Genomic DNA, 18,409 nt, shown 5'->3' with positions numbered 1-18,409 from the left:
GAGGCTATTTTGTCGGTTTTCGTGGTTTTATGGGGGATGTGCTTGTTTTTAGGAGAACGTTATATTATAATAAGGGCAAGTGACAGAAAATACGAAATTATGTTGTCGGGAGGCTGTAATGGGAAATACAGTAACGATCTGTTTTGCAAATAATAAGGGCGGCAGCGGAAAGTCCACCAGCTGTTCCAATGTGGGAGCGGCACTGGCCGGCATGGGTAAGAAGGTACTGATGGTAGACGGTGATATGCAGCTGAATCTTTCCCTTTCTTTTTTTTCGGAGGAAGAAGTGCTTGAGATGGCAGCAGGGGAAAAGAATCTCTACTATGCTATCGGTCATCAGTCGGATCTCAGCGATTTTATCGTGCATACGAAGTATGAGAATCTGGATCTGGTTCCGTCGTCTACGCTGATGAGCTCCGTGGAATATGAGCTTTTTACAAAATGGCAGAGAGAGTTTATCCTGCGGAAATGTCTGCAGAAGGTTAAAGATTCCGGAGTGTACGATTACATTCTCATTGATGCACCGCCTACTCTTGGCGGCTGGGTGATGAATATTTTATGTGCATCCGATTATGTTCTTGTTCCGGTAGAGGCAAGTCCGTGGGGTATGTTTGGTCTTGCAAATATGTTTGATTTCCTCAATGAAGTCAGGGAGATCGCTCCGGATTTAAAGGTTTTGGGAATCGTAGTAACCAAGGCAGATGCCAGAAAGAATTATTTCAAACAGACTATGGAAACACTGAAAGAAATGGAAGGAATCTATCTTTTCGAATCTTTTATCCGTGTAGACAGCTCCATCGAATGGTCCCAGGACAGCAGTGAACCAGTTGTGGAGTTCAAAAAAAGCAGCCGCAGCGCAAAAGAGTACATAGCATTGGCAGAGGAGGTAATGAATCGTGTCAGTAGGTAAAGCAAGCATCGCAAGAGCAGTAAATGCAGAAAAAGCATCCAAAACAGAAACAAAAACAGAGGTAAAAGAGGCTGAGGTTAAAGCAGTAGAGAAGCCGTCAGAGGTAAAAGCTGAAACAGCTGAAAAAGCGGCAGAAAAAACTACAGCAAAGAAAACAGCAGCCAAAGCTCCTGCAAAGAAGACCACAGCAAAGAAAGCAGCCGCAACAAAAACAACAGCAAAGAAAACCACTACCAGAAAAACAACAGCACGTAAAACCGCAGCAAAGAAAACAGCTGCAGCAGAAACAACAGGAACTGTAGCCCAGAACGTGATCAGCGGAGGAAACGCCGACGAACTCCAGGCCAAATTCCTCACCCCAAAGAAAGATGAGCCGGACAACAACCAGCCAGTAGGAATTAAAGACGAGCTTCCGGTTTATCTGCTGTAATCTTTGATTGAATTTTTTGAAAAGATAGTAATTGACAAATAAAAAGACTGCTATATATCTATATCACTATTGATAAGGTATACAGCAGCCTTTTATTTTGCCCTATAAAAATCTCAGTGGGACAGCGAAGCGCCTCCCTCGTATCTTTCTACATATTGTAATATGCAGCATACAATCCATTCTTCTCAAGCAGTTCAGCATGAGTGCCTCTTTCGGCGATACCCTCCTCCGTGATCACAATGATCTCATCCGCATCACGGATCGTAGAAAGCCGGTGCGCGATCGTAATGGTAGTACGATTTTTTGAAAGCTCCTCCAGACTCTTCTGGATCCAACGTTCGCTTTCGTTATCCAGAGCGCTGGTGGCCTCATCCAGGATCAGGATCGGAGGATTCTTAAGGAATACACGTGCAATGGAGATCCGCTGCTTCTGTCCGCCGGAAAGGCGTGTGCCACGTTCTCCGACATAAGTGTCGTATTTATCCGGAAGCTCCATGATAAAGTCATGGATACTCGCACATTTGGCGGCTTTGATGATCTCTTCATCGGAAGCTCCGGGCTTTCCGTAGGCAATATTATCCTTGATGGTTCCATCAAAAAGATAGACATCCTGCTGTACCATACCGATCTGGCTTCGAAGGCTCTTAAGAGTCAGCCCGCGGATATCCTTTCCGTCTACAGTAATGGAACCGTCGGTCACATCATAAAATCTGGGCAGGAGAGAGCAGATCGTGGTTTTTCCGCTTCCGGAAGGTCCTACCAGGGCAATGGATTTTCCTGCCGGGATATCAATAGAGATATCGGAAAGCACAGGAGTTTCATCATCGCTGTAATGAAAAGAAACATGGTCGTAACGCACATGTCCTTTTACGTCCGTAAGCTCCGCAGCGTTGTCTGCATTCCTGATCTCGGATTCTGTTTCCATCACATCCAGGAAACGGCGGAAACCGGAAAGACCCTTCTGCATCATTTCCACAAGTTCCACCAGGATCTGGATGGGGCTGATAAAGATTCCGATATACAGGGCATACATGGCAAGATCTGCAGTCTGCATTTCACCCTGAGCGATCAGATAGCCGCCGTAAACAAGAGTTACCAGGTACATCATACCCTGGAAGAAAAGATTGGAACTCATGAAGCTTCCCATGCAGTGATAATTATCTCTTTTGGAAACAAGGAACGCTTCATTGCTTTTCTTAAATTTGGCACGTTCGATGTCCTCGTTTGCGAAGGACTGCACCACGCGGATTCCGGAAAGCGTATCCTGAAGACTGGCATTTACATCTCCGATCTTACGACGGTTTTCCATGAAGGTTTCCTGCATTTTTGCATTCTGGCGGAAGGAAAACACAAACATCACGATCACCAGGAGGATCAGCGGCAGTGCAAGTTTTTTGTTGATAAAGAACAGGAAGATAAAAGCACCGACGATCTTTACCAGAGAGATAAAAAGATTCTCAGGACCATGATGTGCAAACTCGGAAATGTCAAAAAGGTCACTGACCAGCTTGCTCATCATCTGACCGGAATTATTCCTGCTGTAATAGGAAAAAGACAGCTCCTGGTAATGGTCAAAAAGCTCCCGGCGCATATCACGTTCCATCTTTGCACCCATCATATGTCCCTGACAGGTTACATAATATTTGCAGAGACTCTGCACAATGTACATAACAAAAAGAGAAGCTGCGATCACAGGGAGGGCATGAAGAATAATATCCTTATCCTGTGTAAAGAGAGTTTTTGTCATAGTACGAAGAATCTGGGGATAAGCAAGATCTACCAGACTGATAACGGCTGCACAGATCAGGTCAATAAAAAAGACCGCTTTGTACGGGCCGTAGTAGTGGATGAATTTCTTGATGGTATTCATCGGAAAAGTACCTCCGTTTTTATGAAATGTATAGTGTTGTCTGAGCAAAAAATATTGCTGCCGGACATTCTATGTTCATCTTATCATAAGTGAGAATAAAGTCAAGATAAGTGAATTTCTGGCCTGTTTCGTTTCTGTATACTTTCTGAGAACAGGAACTATATGGCTGCTGTTCACAGGAAATATTCCGCAAGAGATTATTGGCAACGGAGCGGATAGTGATATGAGGAGATATTTTTTGGAAAAAATCAAATTACTCCTTGACACAGAAGAACAAAACCCGTATAGTGTATTTCAGATTTGGTGTGTAACTGATAAGCAGGCATTAACCAGTCATAAATGTTATTATTTTTATTTGACGTTTATGGGGGTTGGTGTCTTTTTTTGTTGCCCACTTAAAAGATTCCCGCTCCAAAACGTCGAAAGAAAAGGAGAGAGAACATGAAAGACAAAATTTTCGGAGTTTTGCAGCGTGTGGGACGTTCCTTTATGCTCCCCATCGCAATCCTTCCTGTGGCAGGCCTGCTTCTTGGATTCGGCAGTTCCTTCACAAATGAAACGACCATTGCAACCTATGGACTTCAGAAGATTCTGGGAGACGGAACCATCTTAAATGCACTCCTAGTCATCATGAACAAAGTCGGAAGTGCGGTATTTGATAACCTGCCTTTGATCTTTGCAGTAGGTGTGGCCATCGGTATGGCAAAAAAAGAGAAAGAGGTAGCAGCTCTTTCCGCACTGATCGCTTACTTCGTTATGAACGTAGCCATCAACGGTATGCTGGTAGTAAATGACAAGATCACAGCAGACGGACAGATCGCAAAAAGCGTTCTGGAAGGTACTGTAACTTCTGTCTGCGGCATTCAGTCTTTGCAGATGGGTGTGTTTGGCGGTATTATCGTCGGCCTTGGTGTTGCGGCTCTGCACAACCGTTTTCATAAGATCGTGCTTCCAAACGCACTTTCCTTCTTCGGTGGTTCCAGATTTGTGCCCATCATTTCCACCATTGTATATATGTTTGTGGGAATCCTGATGTATTTCGTATGGCCGGCAGTCCAGAACGGTATTTATGCTCTGGGCGGTCTTGTAACAGGCAGCGGCTATGTCGGAACCCTGATCTTCGGTATTATCAAACGCGCGCTGATCCCATTCGGACTTCATCACGTATTTTATATGCCATTCTGGCAGACAGCCGTTGGCGGGACTATGGAGGTTGCAGGCCAGATGGTACAGGGCGGACAGAACATCTTTTTCGCCCAGCTTGCAGATTCCGCAAATGTAGCGCATTTCAGTGCTGATGCAACAAGATATTTTTCCGGAGAGTTCATTTTCATGATCTTCGGTCTTCCGGGAGCTGCTCTTGCCATGTACCGCTGTGCAAAGCCTGAGAAGAAAAAAGCAGCAGGCGGACTTCTTCTTTCAGCAGCCCTTGCATGTATGCTTACAGGAATCACAGAGCCACTGGAGTTCTCCTTCCTGTTTGTAGCTCCTGCATTGTTTGCAGTACAGGTTGTTCTTGCAGGCGCGGCTTATATGATCGCACATATGCTGAACATTGCAGTAGGACTTACCTTCTCCGGCGGTTTCCTGGATCTGTTCCTGTTCGGAATCCTTCAGGGAAATGCAAAGACAAGCTGGTTCAGGATTATCCCGGTAGGTATCATTTACTTTATTCTCTATTATGTGATTTTCACCTTCCTGATCAAAAAGTTCAACTTTAAGACTCCGGGACGTGAGGATGACGACACAGAAACAAAGCTTTATACAAAAGCAGATGTAAACGCAAGAAAAGAAGCCGGAAAAGCCGGTGAAGCAGCAGGAAGTACATCTGCAGACCCGGTAAGCGAAGCCATCACAGCCGGCCTTGGAGGAAAGAAAAACATCAGTGATGTGGACTGCTGTGCAACAAGACTCCGTATCACCGTCCATGACGCAGCAAGAGTCAACGACGATATTTTGAAAACAACAGGTTCCAGAGGAATCGTGAAAAAAGGCCAGGGTGTCCAGATCATCTACGGTCCGCAGGTAACTGTGATCAAATCCAAGCTGGAGGATTATCTGGAGACAGCGCCGAATGAATATTTTGAAGGTGCAAATGAGAAAGAAACAGACAATGCGGAAAATCAGGCTCAGTCTGATACAGAGCGTACAGCAGAAAGTACAGGTGAGGCTACTCAGAACACAGCTCCGACATCCGAAGCCAGCACGCAGCCAGAGAAAAAGGTTCTCAGAACAGCGATTGTCTACAGCCCGGTAACCGGTATCGCCGCAGACCTTTCCACAGCGCCGGATGAAGGCTTTGCGGAAGGAATGATGGGAGAGGGTGCTGTAGTCACACCGAAGGACCCGGTGATCTGTGCTCCGGAAGACGGCGAGGTAGAGTTTATTTTTGACACAAAGCATGCCATCGGATTCCAGACAGATACAGATCTTCCTATGCTCCTCCATATCGGCATTGATACTGTAAAGCTGGAAGGAAAAGGCTTCGAGATCCTGGTAGAGCAGGGACAGCATGTAAAAAAAGGCGAGCCGTTGATGAAGATTGACATCCCGTATCTTATAGAAAACGCTCCGTCCTTATGTTCTCCGATCCTTTGCACAGAGATCGAGGATAATCAGAGAGTACGCCTTCTTGCCAATGGAGAGATCAAGGCAGGAGAGCCGCTGTTCGCAGTAGAGACTGTGGAAGAATAGGAAATTTTTCAGCAATAATATAGAAGATTGGTTTTGTGAAAAGCGCGCCTAATGCCCGGGCGCGCTTTTCCTGTGGCAAAGAAAATAACTGTCTGTCAGAAGGGCTTTACACAAAAGAAAGATTCTGTTACGATAAAGAAAATCAACAGCTGCAGACAAAAATGTCGACTGAAAATCCGGGGCAGACAGTGGTGGAATGTGGAAAAGCAGCAGGATATATAAAAATGGTGGGGAAAAAGATGTACAGAGTGAGCAAGGTATTGAACAATAACGGCATCATTGCCATAAATATGGAAGAAAACCAGGAATATGTACTTCTGGGAAAAGGTGTGGGATTTGGAAAGAAGGTCAGCCAGCGTTTTGAGGCTCCGGCAGACTGTACTATTTACAGGCTGGCTCAGGAGACAGAACGTGGCTCAGCAAAAGAACTGGCAAAGAGCATAGCACCGGAATTTCTGGAGATCGCAGATGAGATATTGAGAGAAGCTGAGAAGACCTTTGGGGATACCATAGACAGAAGGATCCTGTTTCCCCTTGCTGATCATATTTCCTTTGCAGTGGGACGTATCCGGAATCATGAGCAGATCAGCAATCCTCTGACGGATGATATCAAGGTGCTTTTTTACAGCGAATTCAAGGTGGCGGAGGTATTGAAGAAGATCCTGAAGGAGCGGATGGATATTGAAATCGACGAGCATGAGGTGGGATATGTGGCACTTCATATTCACTCAGCACTTGGAGATGAAAAGGTGTCTGTTGCCATGCAGACAGCAAGAACGGTACGGGAATGCATCGCCATGATCGAGATGGCCACAGGAAGAAAGATCGATGTGATCTCCCTGTCCTACAACCGTATGATGAACCATATCAAATATATGGTAGCCCGTGTCTCCACAGGGGAGACACTGAAGCTGGATATGAATGAATATATAGAAGAAAAATATCCGGAATCCTACAGGATCGCGGAGGATGTCTGTGAGAGCCTGGGCAAAAGCCTGGGTAAAGAGCTGGATCCTATTGAAATTGGTTATCTTGCCATGCATATTGAGCGGACAGTGGAACAATAAATGTAAATGGCTGATCCGCCTCAGGGATTTACACAATAAATTCAATAGCTTTTTTGACAGCAGTACTCATGGCAGTACTGCTGTTTGTGACTAAGCAGACCTCTCTCTGAGGGAGCGGCTCCTTAAGCTGAAGGGCAAAAATCTTCCCGTCATTGATCACTTCCCGGGCAAGGGGCTCGGGGTAAAAGCCGATTCCCAGATTGTGGACGATCATGGGAAGGACCTGGTCTGTAGTTGCTGCCTCGATGTCAGGATGAAAAGAAACACGGTTTTCCATAAAGTAATTCATATACATTTCTCTAGTGCTGGTCCCTTCCGCAAGACCTACAAAGGGCAGATCCTGAAGCTCATGGATGCTGATAGGGGCAGTGGTCAGATCCTTATATTTGCTTCCGCATACAAGAATTTCCCGGTAACGCAGGAGACTTTTTTTCTGTAAAGGCTTGCGGATGGAGATCGGAGTGGTGACAATAGCGAAATCCACCGCATAATTTTTCAGTGCCTGTACTGCCTGAGGAGTAGAATGGTTAAAGAGGCGCAGGCGAACATGGGGATATTGCTCGCGGAACAGCTCCAGCTTTTCCAGAAGGATCAGACGCAGGGCATTTTCGCTGGCGCCGATGGAAACCAGACCATGCTCCAGCTCTCCGTTCTGGCGGATTTCCTCCTCGCCGATGGACAGCTGCTCAAAAGCCAGGGCAACGTGTTCATAAAGCTGGCGGCCTTCCGGTGTAAGTGCGATTCCTTTGTTGGAGCGGAGAAAGAGCGTACATTTCAGCTCCTGCTCCAGGTTGTTCATACAGCGGGTGATATTTGGCTGGTTGTTGTGAAGAGCTCTTGCTGCCTTGGTAAAGCTCTTATACTGGGCTACATAATAAAAGATCCGGTAGTAGTCGTAAGTGATCATGTATTGTCTCCATCCTGTGATATGATTTTAATATGTTTACGATATTAATAATACTTTTTACATTTGCTTCTGAGCAAACTATAATACACCCGAGGAAAAAAATCAATGACAGGAGTGATTTAGAGTGGTTTCAGGAGGCGGAAAGCTGCAAAATGCGGACCGGCAGATGTCAGAAGCTTTTATCACAAGTGTATTTCTGGCAATGTCCGGCGGATTTCAGGATGCCTACACATACTTTACAAGAGATGAGGTGTTTTCCAACGCCCAGACAGGCAACGTGGTTCTGATGAGCCATAATTTTATGACAGGACAGTGGGGAGACGGTTTAAGGTACCTGTTCCCTGTTTTAGCCTTTGCCATTGGTGTTGTAGCGGCGGAGCGAATCCAGAATACCTTTAAATATGCAAAAAAACTTCACTGGAGGCAGATGATCCTGCTGATCGAGATCCTGATCCTTTTTGCGGTGGGATTTATGCCGGGAGAATTGGATATGCTGGCAACCGTACTGGTATCCTTTTCCTGCGCCATGCAGGTACAGACCTTCCGGAAGGTGGGCGGTTATTCCTATGCAAGCACTATGTGCATCGGAAATTTACGAAGCGGCACGGCGGCGTTGTCCGTGTATTGTCGTGAAAAACGTCCGGAACAGCTGAAGCAGGCTCTTTATTATTTCGGAATAATTTTCTTTTTTGCCATTGGAGCCGGTGGCGGAGGAAATCTGTCCATGAGGCTGGGGATCCCGGCAATCTGGGTATCGGATGTTTTGCTTCTGATCAGCTTTATTCTGATGTTTTCCAGTAAACATAGAGATTAGAAAGGGTGAGGAATTGTGGAAAACAGCACATTATTCCCAAGAGAGGAAAAGGCGGAGCTTTTATTTGAAAAGATCCTGAAGGATCCGGAGGCGTGCAGACGGCTGACGGAGACCTTCTATGAATCCATGGATGCGGATACAGACATAGAATGCGGATATCTTCCTCCGGAAAAATTCGCCTATGCATTGCTGGACGCATATAAAAACCGTGATCTGACAGCTCTCCTTATGGCGATCTGCCAGAACAGTATGTTTGATCTTCTGCGAAATTCTTTTCTGGCACCGTTCAGGTTCAATGCAGATGGACAGGAGAATCCGGTATTTCTCACAGATGAAAAAGGAAATTTTCTGCGGGAAAAGGGAATCCATGTAAGTGACAGGGATTACGACCGATTTCGCAGGATATACAGGGAGAAACCTGGTGTAAAGATGTATCTGGCGTATGGCTACCGGAAGCGCCATGCCTATGATGAAGATACCATGGAAGTAGAAGAGTACAAAATGGGCGAACATATCGGTGTGCTGCTGGTGTATGAGCTTCCGGACAGCGTAAAGGAAAAAGAAACGGAGGCACAGGCCTATGCGGCTGTATGGGATATCATGATGGCAATTCAGAAGAAGCTTCCAAGAGCTTTTGTGTATTATGGGCAGGATTCTGTGGAGGATGGTGGAAAACGTTATGACGGACTGGGCGTTTTTCTCCCCATCCATAAATTTGCGGACCGCCTGGAAAAAATGATCGGGATCGCTGATGAGATCGTAATGAAATAGAATGTACAAAAAAGGACTGCTTTTGTATTGCTCCGGTTATCAGAAGGATAGCTGATGACCGGAAGCTACAGAAAGCAGTCCTTTTTGTATGCCCATCAGGTGCAGTAGCGGAACATTTTGTCCGTAAGGATCCTGGCGAAAATAAGGCCCAGGGGAAGAGCAACGATGATCAGGATCGCAGCTGCAAACCAGGAGGCGGAAACATTCAGGGACATGATCCCCAGATTGTAGATCGCCCGGTAGAGATAAAGCCCCGGGACCATGATCACAATGGATGGTACGGTAATGGAAATTCTGGGATATCCCACTTTTGTTTTGATGAGGGAGGCCAGAAGTCCGGCGGTCAGTGCTCCGAGAAAAGCTGCGGCAGCAGGTGGAAAACCGGCAAGATCAACAAGTTCCAGCCGGAGTGTGTTGGACAGTGCACCGATGAAAGCGGCAGCTGCGGCTAGACGGACAGGGCTGTTGAACATGACCGAAAAGCCGAATACCCCGCAGAAGCTTGCCAGAAGCCGGAACAGGATCCTCTGAGCTGCCGAAAGCTCCAGAGGCAGGAAATCCACAGGTTTCAGATGAAGAAGCAGTGCCATTAGCCAGGCAGAGACAGCAGCCACCATTACAACAATAATGGCGTAGGCCAGTCGTTCCAGACCGGAACGCATATCCAGCTTGGCAAGGTCGATCCCGCTTGTGATAAACGGAAAGCCTGGAATGATAAACAGCATGGAACAGATGTATCCGGCCTCATGCTGGACGGAAATGTGGAACAGAAGCTCTGCCAGCTTCAGGAAGCCTGCATATACAAGACAGGCAGAGGAAACAGAAACTGCAATGCACATAAACAGAGTAAAATGATGCTTGCCAAGCTTGCAGCGGATGGCGTTTCCGATGCCTGCGCCTGCAAAAGCCAGGATCATTTCCAGCGGGCCACCGCCCAGAAGAAAAGTAAATGCACCACAGGCCAGTGCAGAAGCCAGTCCCAGGGATGCAGGGGAATAAAGCCCGTGGATCCGCTCGATCTCATCTAACTGACTGTGCAGTGCTTCACCGCTCATATGGATACCCTCCGCAGGAAAATCACTGACAAAATGTTCCAGCCTGTTCAGTCTGGAAGTATTTACGCCGGTGGTAGTCAGACTAAGTGCATGGGAAAAACTGCTCTCACCGTCAAAGCAGGTGTAGCTTATAGACATCAGTCCGATATCTGCGGAACAGGTGATACCAAGTGCTTCTGACAATGTATTCATGGAACTCCGTACCCGCCAGGCACCGGTCCCACAGGAGAGAAGCATCATGCCTGTACGGCCGATCAGGGAAGCTTTTTCGGAAAGAGAAGCTTCGGTGATGGGCTGGTTGTTCCTGGCGCTTACGTAGTTGTGCCAGGGGATTTCCATATGATTACGTTTGATTAGAATATCTGACATAGAAATCACTTCTTTCTATATATTAAAATCATATAGTTGCTATTATAAATATATATAATAACTATAATCAGATATATTGTAGCCATTATTCTGAAAAAGTCAAGTGTAGATGAAATAAAATCTGACAGTACTAAAACGTCACTGTTAAAGATTTATCATTTTTTGCGGAAAATGAATTTTTTGGTTGCTTTTACGTACAATTTATGTATAATTGTGGATAGGGATGTTGGAATGACCAATTCCTATGGCAGGATGACAAAAACCTGCAGCAGTAGGTGGCTATCATAATTACTATTAAAGAAGAGAGGTAAATGTTAAGATGGCAAAAATCGATTTAACAAAGTATGGTATTACCGGAACAACTGAGATCGTGTACAATCCTTCCTACGAGACATTATTTGAGGAAGAGACCAAACCGGAGCTTGAAGGATTTGAGAAGGGTCAGGTCAGTGAGCTTGGTGCTGTCAATGTAATGACAGGTATCTACACAGGACGTTCCCCTAAAGACAAATACATCGTTATGGATGAGAACTCCAAGGACACAGTTTGGTGGACATCCGATGAGTACAAGAACGATAACCATCCGGCAACTCAGGAAGCATGGAATGCAGTTAAAGATCTTGCCAAGAAGGAGCTTTCCAACAAGAAACTTTTCGTAGTAGATGCATTCTGCGGAGCTAACAAAGACACACGTATGGCTATCCGTTTCATCGTTGAGGTTGCATGGCAGGCACACTTCGTAACAAACATGTTCATTCAGCCGACAGCTGAGGAGCTTGAGAACTTTGAGCCGGATTTCGTTGTTTACAACGCATCCAAGGCTAAAGTTGAGAACTACAAAGAATTAGGACTTAACTCTGAGACAGCTGTAATGTTCAACATTACAAGCCGTGAGCAGGTTATCGTTAATACATGGTACGGCGGAGAGATGAAGAAAGGTATGTTCTCCATGATGAACTACTATCTGCCGCTTAAGGGCATCGCTTCCATGCACTGCTCTGCAAACACAGACCTTAACGGAGAGAACACAGCTATCTTCTTCGGTCTTTCCGGAACAGGTAAGACAACACTTTCCACAGATCCTAAGCGTCTTCTGATCGGTGATGACGAGCATGGCTGGGATGACAACGGAGTATTCAACTTCGAGGGTGGATGCTACGCTAAGGTTATCAACCTTGACAAAGAGTCTGAGCCGGACATCTACAATGCGATCAAGAGAAACGCTCTTCTTGAGAACGTAACACTTGATGCTGAGGGCAAGATCGACTTCGCTGACAAGAGCGTAACAGAGAATACACGTGTTTCTTACCCGATCAACCACATCGAGAACATTGTTCGCCCTGTATCTTCTGCACCGGCAGCGAAAGAGGTTATCTTCCTGTCCGCAGATGCATTCGGCGTACTTCCTCCAGTATCTATCCTGACACCGGAGCAGACACAGTACTACTTCCTTTCCGGATTCACAGCTAAACTTGCTGGTACAGAGCGTGGAATCACAGAGCCTACTCCTACATTCTCCGCATGCTTCGGACAGGCATTCCTTGAGCTTCATCCGACAAAATATGCTGAGGAGCTCGTTAAGAGAATGGAGAAGAGCGGTGCGAAAGCATACCTCGTTAACACAGGATGGAATGGAACTGGAAAACGTATCTCCATCAAAGATACTCGTGGTATCATCGATGCTATCCTTGACGGATCTATCCTTAAAGCTCCGACAAAGAAGATCCCATTCTTCAACTTCGAGGTTCCGACAGAGCTTCCGGGCGTAGATCCTGCAATCCTTGACCCACGTGACACATATGCAGATGCTGCAGAGTGGGAGACAAAGGCTAAAGATCTTGCTGCAAGATTCGTTAAGAACTTTGCTAAATATGAAGGAAATGCAGCTGGTAAAGCACTCGTTGCAGCCGGCCCGCAGGCATAATCAGTCATTCCAACTGAATACAGATCGTAGACTTAACCGGGAGCGGATTTATCCGCTCCCGGTTTTTTGACAAACAACTGAGGATCTATTGTTTGATATAGAACTGTGCAGTGCGAAGCATGTTTCCAGACATGGAATAAACAGAAAGTTGAAGATATCTACCTGTAAAATAAAAAACTTTGGCTTGACTAACATAAGGTTCATGGTGTATCCTTTCTGAGAAGTTGAGCGGGAGACCCGTAAGACTGTAAAAATTCTCTTTGCACTGCATTACATTCGAACAGGATGCGAGATCAACAGTACAAACTGAGCAGGCGATGCTTTTCGGAATCGAAAATATTTATCGAAGGCATGGGGCCGGGCCGCAGGAAGCGGCAGCGGATATGGATTTAAACGTAATTGCAAAGAACCTGCATTCACGGAATATGAGGTGAAGCAGAATGTGACTTTGCTTTCAGACATATCTGCGGGACAGTGTATGTTTCGCAGGTATGTCTTTTTTACTGCAAAATATGGATGGAACAGAAGGTAGAAGCTGGGATATCCCTATACAGAAAAGAAAGAACACCGGCGGAAAATCGCACTGCAGCGAGTAGTGAAGGAACCGCCGGTTTTTTCACGGAAAATGTTGTGCCATAAGAAGAACCTGATCATATATTTAAAAGGAGATTCTGTTTATGGAACACACAGAAAACAAAACAATTATACATGATACAGAAAAAACAGCTTCATGGGAACAGCAGACAGCAATGAAGGTATCCGGGATCAGTATTCTGGTAAACCTTTTATTATCTGTATTTAAACTGATCGCAGGTATTGTGGCACATTCAGGAGCGATGATTTCGGATGCCATTCATTCTGCATCAGATGTGGGAAGCACCTTCATCGTAATCATCGGTGTCCGTCTTTCAGCAAAGAAATCGGACAAAGAGCACCAGTACGGACATGAAAGAATGGAGTGTGTCTCTTCCATTGTCCTTGCAGGAATGCTGCTTGTCACTGGTCTTGGAATCGGAATTACCGGTGCCCGTGATATCGTAAAAAGCACATCCGGTGGAACCATTGCCATTCCGGGAACACTTGCACTGATTGCAGCAGTGGTATCCATTGTGGTAAAAGAGTGGATGTTCTGGTATACAAGAGGTGCTGCAAAGAAGATCAATTCAGGAGCCCTGATGGCAGATGCATGGCACCATCGTTCAGATGCACTTTCCTCTATCGGAGCGTTTGTCGGCATCTTCGGTGCAAGACTGGGATACCCGATTCTGGACCCGATCGCCAGTATCGTGATCTGCGTTATGATCGCCAAGGCATCGATCGACATTTTCAGGGATGCCATTGACAAGATGGTAGATCATTCCTGTGATGCAAAAACTGAGGAATTCATGAAGAGAGAGATCCTCAAGGTACCGGGCGTCAGAAGAGTAGACCTTCTTAAAACCCGTCTTTTCGGATCCAAGATGTATGTGGATATCGAGATCGCAGCAGATGGAAATATTTCCCTTTTTGATGCACATGATATTGCGGAAAATGTACATCATACGATCGAGAATAAATTCAAAGATGTAAAGCACTGTATGGTGCATGTAAATCCGATCAACGGATAAAAAACAAGCTGCCGGAGCAACTGTGATCGTCATCCGGCGGCTTGTTTTTGTATAGAGAAACACCCGGTAGGGGAGCTACCGGGTGTTTCGAGGGGAGTATAAATAATTAAATAAGGGGTTATGTAAAAAAATTTTTGAAGGGTAAATTCTTTTTACAAGAATGATTATAATATAAACTGGAAAAAAAGCAATATGATTTTGGCGAATAATCTCCAAACTTTTTGGGATACTATTTCCTGTAATAAAAAGCGGCAGAAAGCTTCGGAAAGCCGTAAAATCAACTTCATCAGGAGGTAATTCAAATGGCGAAAAATTACGAAACAGACAGAAATGAGTCTAATTATGCAGGAAAAAATCACGGGGAAAGTGCTTCCAGAAATTGCGGAAAAAACAGCTCTAAGAACAATTCTGGAAATTCTTCCAGGAACAGTTCCAAAAGCAGCTACGGAAACAAAATTTCCGATGAATATGATTCTGAGAAGGACAGAGGCTCTGACAGATATTAAAGGATAAGAAAAGCGGGAAAAGTCAGAGATGGCTTTTCCCGCTTAAATACATATAAGGGAACATTCACCCGGAAGCTTCCATATAATATACCAAAAAGAGGAGATTTTTTCCATGTTTCAGATCGAAACTATCTCTGCAAAAATGCTGGATTATTATGTGGAGCGCAGCGACGCTGTTATCATAGATCTCCGGGATTCTGCCGCCTACAGAAGGGGACATGTCCGGAACGCGGTAAATATTCCATACAGAGAGCTGGAGGAATATCTTGAGAAAAAACAGGATCAGAAATATCGTTTTCCCAAAGATAAGCTGCTGATATTTTACTGCGACCGCGGCGGCGCCAGCATGCAGGCTGCCCGGAGCCTGGCAAGACAGGGCTGTCGTACCAGGTCCGTGATTGGTGGATTTGCAGCCTACAGAGGGAGAAATCTTGTGCGCGGATAAAAAAAGCGGACAATATCAAATCAGATTGCGAATGCATATCTGTAACAAATCTTGTATTTTAAAGGAAATCATGATAATGTAAAGAACAGAGATAAAAACCAACACAAATTACAAGGAGAAAAGATTATGAAATATATGTTTGCGTCCGATGTACATGGTTCGGCATATTACTGCCGGAAAATGCTGGAAGCATATGACAAGGAGAAGGCGGAGAGACTGGTGCTTCTGGGAGATCTGCTTTATCACGGACCAAGAAATGACCTTCCGAAGGAATACGCACCAAAGGAAGTCATCCGCCTTTTAAATGAGAGAAAAAACCAGATCTATGCAGTACGCGGAAACTGTGAGGCAGAGGTGGATCAGATGGTCCTGGACTTCCCGGTTATGGCAGATTACTGTATCCTTGCCATCGAAGGAAAAACGATGTACGCCACACACGGTCATATCTATAATAAGGATAATCTTCCGCCGATGATGGACGGAGACATTCTGATCCACGGCCATACACATGTGCTGAAGGCAGAAAATATGGGGGATTATATCCTTCTGAACCCAGGTTCCGTATCCATTCCAAAGGAAGGTAACCCGCCGACCTATGCAATCCTTGAGAACGGAATTTTTACCATTAAAGATTTTGAAGGAAATACAGTACGGGAGATCACTTTATGAATCTGTGGGAATTAACGGCGCCCTGTCATTTTGGAACAGAGGCGGTGCTGAAGCGTGAAATACTGGATCTTGGCTATGAAGTGACCAGGGTGGAAGACGGAAGAGTAACCTTTGAGGCTGATGCCCAGGGTGTGGCAGACGCCAATCTGTTCCTTCGTACCACAGAACGTGTGCTTCTGAAAATAGGCGAAGTAAAGGCTGAGACTTTTGATGAGCTTTTTGAAAAGACCAAGGCTCTCCCATGGGAGAATTACATACCGAAAAACGGTAAATTCTGGGTAGCCAAGGCAAACTCCATCAAAAGTAAGCTTTTTAGTCCATCTGATATCCAGTCCATTATGAAAAAAGCCATTGTAGAGCGTCTCAAAGGCATTTACGGGATTTCCTGGTTTCCGGAAGATGGTCCGGAATTTCCTATCCGTGTGGCCTTTATGAAAGACGTAGCTCTGATCGGAATCGACACTTCAGGAGTATCCCTCCATAAGAGAGGGTATCGCCAGATGACTGTCAAGGCACCTATCACCGAGACGCTTGCCAGTGCTCTTTTGATGCTCACTCCCTGGAAAAAGGACCGTATTCTTGTCGATCCGTTCTGCGGAAGCGGCACCTTTCCTATTGAGGCGGCAATGATGGCAGCGGATATGGCGCCGGGACTGAACCGTCATTTTCTGGCCGAGAGCTGGGAGCATCTGATCCCGAAGGAATGCTGGGAGGATGCAAGAGAAGAAGCCAGAGAACGTGTAAATCTTGATATTGAAACCGATATCCAGGGCTTTGATATCGATGCAGCTGCCATCAAGGCAGCACGCGCCAACGCAAAAATGGCAGGAGTGGACAGACTGATCCATTTCCAGCAGCGCCCGGTCAGTGAACTCCGCCATTCCAAACCCTTTGGTTTTATCGTGACAAATCCGCCATATGGTGAGCGGATCGAAGAAAAATCCAATCTCCCTGCATTGTACCGTGAGATCGGTGAAAGCTATAAGGGGCTGGATCGCTGGTCCATGTATCTGATCACTGCCTATGACAAGGCAGAGAATGACATCGGCCGAAAGGCAGATAAAAACCGTAAGATCTATAATGGAATGATGAAAACCTACTATTACCAGTTTCTTGGACCACGTCCGCCGAAGAAAGGAAGTATTAAAGAATGAAAAAGATCATTTTTGCTACCGGAAATGAGGATAAAATGAAGGAGATCCGAAGGATACTTGCGGATCCTTCTCTGGAGATCCTTTCCCTGAAGGATGCCGGGATCCATGCGGATATTGATGAAAATGGAAAAAGCTTTGAAGAAAATGCCATGATCAAGGCAGAAGCAATCAGTAAAATGACTGGCGAGATCGTTCTGGCAGATGATTCCGGTCTGGAGATCGACTATCTGAACAAAGAGCCGGGAATCTATTCCGCACGCTATATGGGTGAGGATACTTCTTATCATATTAAAAACGCAAACCTGATCCAGCGTCTGGAAGGTGTACCTGATGAGAAACGTACTGCACGTTTTGTATGTGCTATTGCGGCAGTTTTCCCGGATGGCAGAAGAAAGACAGTCCGTGCTGCCATGGAAGGCCGCATCGGCTACGAGGAAAAAGGGGAGAATGGCTTTGGCTATGACCCGATCTTTTATCTTCCGGAATATGGCTGTACTTCCGCAGAGCTTTCCATGGAAGAAAAGAACAGGATCAGCCATCGTGGAAAAGCTCTTTGCCTTATAAAGGAAGAGCTTGTATGAAGGTGCTGATCGTAAGCGATACTCACGGAAGAGATGAAAACCTGGAGATCGCGATAAATCGGGAGGCTCCTTTTGACATGCTGGTACATTGCGGAGATGTGGAAGGCAGAGAATTTTATATCGAAGCCCTTGCAGAATGTCCCTGCAGTATTGTGTCCGGAAATAATGATTTTTTCTCGGATCTTCCGAGAGAAGATGTGATCGAGGTCGAGGAAAATAAGATTCTGGTAACTCACGGTCATTACTACGGTGTATCCATGGCCTTTGATCAGCTGGCAGAAGCTGCCCGCTCAAGGGGATGCAATGCGGCTTTTTTCGGACATATCCACGTACCGGTTGTTGAAAAGGAAGCAGGTGTGCTTCTGGTAAATCCCGGAAGTCTGGCTTATCCCAGACAACGGGGACGCCGTCCAAGCTATGCAGTAATGGAGACAGATGGAAAGGGCGAAATGCACGTAGAGATCCGTTACCTCTGATTCCGGCAGAAAAAACAAATAAACTGTCATAATTGATAAAATTTGTGCCAATATTCAGCATATATTAGTCAAAAACGATTGCGAAAGTCAGCTATGTGCTATATAATGAACAAGTAGTTGTTTTCTAGTAATATAGAGCATTCTTTAGGGTACTGACCAT

At 45.6% G+C, this 18,409-nt stretch carries 17 protein-coding genes and 1 riboswitch; of the genes, 14 read left to right on the top strand and 3 right to left on the bottom strand.

Features of this window, described 5'->3' with window-relative positions; translation table 11 throughout:
- Positions 1-118: 118 nt before the first annotated feature.
- Positions 119-910: a ParA family protein gene (locus CK1_RS09470; RefSeq protein ID WP_015526030.1), complete on the top strand. Its 792-nt coding sequence runs from the start codon at positions 119-121 to the stop codon at positions 908-910.
- Positions 897-1,340 (top strand): hypothetical protein, encoded by a 444-nt coding sequence (locus CK1_RS09465; RefSeq protein WP_192925817.1) that lies wholly within the window; start codon positions 897-899, stop codon positions 1,338-1,340. Before CK1_RS09470 ends, CK1_RS09465 begins: the two co-directional genes overlap by 14 nt.
- Positions 1,341-1,488: 148 nt before the next feature.
- Here CK1_RS09465 and CK1_RS09460 read toward each other — a convergent pair whose 3' ends face one another.
- On the bottom strand, positions 1,489-3,210 hold the full coding sequence (locus CK1_RS09460; protein WP_015526029.1) for an ABC transporter ATP-binding protein: 1,722 nt from the start codon (positions 3,208-3,210) through the stop codon (positions 1,489-1,491).
- Between the two features lie 441 nt (positions 3,211-3,651).
- Here CK1_RS09460 and CK1_RS09455 point away from each other — a divergent pair, with 441 nt between their 5' ends.
- Together CK1_RS09455 and CK1_RS09450 are read left to right on the top strand one after the other, a co-directional pair.
- The gene (locus tag CK1_RS09455; protein ID WP_015526027.1) at positions 3,652-5,904 is read left to right on the top strand and encodes a PTS sugar transporter subunit IIABC; all 2,253 of its coding nucleotides are present in this window, start codon (positions 3,652-3,654) and stop codon (positions 5,902-5,904) included.
- Positions 5,905-5,939: 35 nt separating this feature from the next.
- Complete coding sequence (locus CK1_RS09450) at positions 5,940-6,971, top strand: PRD domain-containing protein (RefSeq protein ID WP_330605165.1); 1,032 nt, start codon at positions 5,940-5,942, stop codon at positions 6,969-6,971.
- A 28-nt stretch (positions 6,972-6,999) separates the two neighbouring features.
- Here CK1_RS09450 and CK1_RS09445 read toward each other — a convergent pair whose 3' ends face one another.
- A complete protein-coding gene (locus tag CK1_RS09445; protein WP_015526026.1) occupies positions 7,000-7,878 on the bottom strand; it encodes a LysR family transcriptional regulator in 879 nt (292 codons plus the stop codon).
- 124 nt (positions 7,879-8,002) lie between these two features.
- Here CK1_RS09445 and CK1_RS09440 point away from each other — a divergent pair, with 124 nt between their 5' ends.
- Together CK1_RS09440 and CK1_RS09435 are read left to right on the top strand one after the other, a co-directional pair.
- Positions 8,003-8,692 carry a YoaK family protein gene (locus tag CK1_RS09440; RefSeq protein WP_330577266.1) on the top strand — a complete coding sequence of 230 codons (690 nt, stop codon included), beginning with the start codon at positions 8,003-8,005 and terminating at the stop codon, positions 8,690-8,692.
- Between the two features lie 15 nt (positions 8,693-8,707).
- Positions 8,708-9,463, top strand: a complete 756-nt coding sequence (locus tag CK1_RS09435; RefSeq protein ID WP_173740795.1) for a DUF4866 domain-containing protein — start codon at positions 8,708-8,710, stop codon at positions 9,461-9,463.
- Positions 9,464-9,558: 95 nt separating this feature from the next.
- Here CK1_RS09435 and CK1_RS09430 read toward each other — a convergent pair whose 3' ends face one another.
- Positions 9,559-10,887: a threonine/serine exporter family protein gene (locus CK1_RS09430; RefSeq protein ID WP_015526025.1), complete on the bottom strand. Its 1,329-nt coding sequence runs from the start codon at positions 10,885-10,887 to the stop codon at positions 9,559-9,561.
- A 319-nt stretch (positions 10,888-11,206) separates the two neighbouring features.
- On the opposite strand from CK1_RS09430, the gene pckA reads away from it, so the two are divergent.
- From pckA to CK1_RS09390, 8 genes are all read left to right on the top strand, one after another.
- The gene (gene pckA / locus CK1_RS09425) at positions 11,207-12,811 is read left to right on the top strand and encodes a phosphoenolpyruvate carboxykinase (ATP) (RefSeq protein WP_015526024.1); all 1,605 of its coding nucleotides are present in this window, start codon (positions 11,207-11,209) and stop codon (positions 12,809-12,811) included.
- Positions 12,812-13,107: 296 nt separating this feature from the next.
- A riboswitch (NiCo riboswitch) is annotated at positions 13,108-13,288 on the top strand.
- 200 nt (positions 13,289-13,488) lie between these two features.
- A complete protein-coding gene (locus tag CK1_RS09420; RefSeq protein ID WP_015526022.1) occupies positions 13,489-14,418 on the top strand; it encodes a cation diffusion facilitator family transporter in 930 nt (309 codons plus the stop codon).
- Positions 14,419-14,720: 302 nt separating this feature from the next.
- Positions 14,721-14,924: a hypothetical protein gene (locus CK1_RS09415; protein WP_015526021.1), complete on the top strand. Its 204-nt coding sequence runs from the start codon at positions 14,721-14,723 to the stop codon at positions 14,922-14,924.
- 112 nt (positions 14,925-15,036) lie between these two features.
- Positions 15,037-15,369 (top strand): rhodanese-like domain-containing protein, encoded by a 333-nt coding sequence (locus CK1_RS09410; protein WP_015526020.1) that lies wholly within the window; start codon positions 15,037-15,039, stop codon positions 15,367-15,369.
- Positions 15,370-15,495: 126 nt separating this feature from the next.
- Positions 15,496-16,038: a phosphodiesterase gene (yfcE, locus tag CK1_RS09405; protein ID WP_015526019.1), complete on the top strand. Its 543-nt coding sequence runs from the start codon at positions 15,496-15,498 to the stop codon at positions 16,036-16,038.
- Positions 16,035-17,192: a THUMP domain-containing class I SAM-dependent RNA methyltransferase gene (locus tag CK1_RS09400; protein WP_015526018.1), complete on the top strand. Its 1,158-nt coding sequence runs from the start codon at positions 16,035-16,037 to the stop codon at positions 17,190-17,192. The genes yfcE and CK1_RS09400 overlap by 4 nt, the downstream gene beginning before the upstream one ends.
- Positions 17,189-17,773 carry an XTP/dITP diphosphatase gene (locus CK1_RS09395; protein WP_015526017.1) on the top strand — a complete coding sequence of 195 codons (585 nt, stop codon included), beginning with the start codon at positions 17,189-17,191 and terminating at the stop codon, positions 17,771-17,773. Before CK1_RS09400 ends, CK1_RS09395 begins: the two co-directional genes overlap by 4 nt.
- Entirely contained in the window at positions 17,770-18,249 is a 480-nt protein-coding gene (locus CK1_RS09390) for a metallophosphoesterase family protein (protein ID WP_015526016.1), read from the top strand. Before CK1_RS09395 ends, CK1_RS09390 begins: the two co-directional genes overlap by 4 nt.
- The last annotated feature ends 160 nt before the right edge of the window (positions 18,250-18,409 follow it).

The organism is Ruminococcus sp. SR1/5 (genome assembly GCF_000209835.1).
Taxonomy (GTDB): Bacteria; Bacillota; Clostridia; order Lachnospirales; family Lachnospiraceae; genus Blautia_A; species Blautia_A fusiformis.
This window is presented reverse-complemented; position numbering and strand designations above follow the sequence as displayed.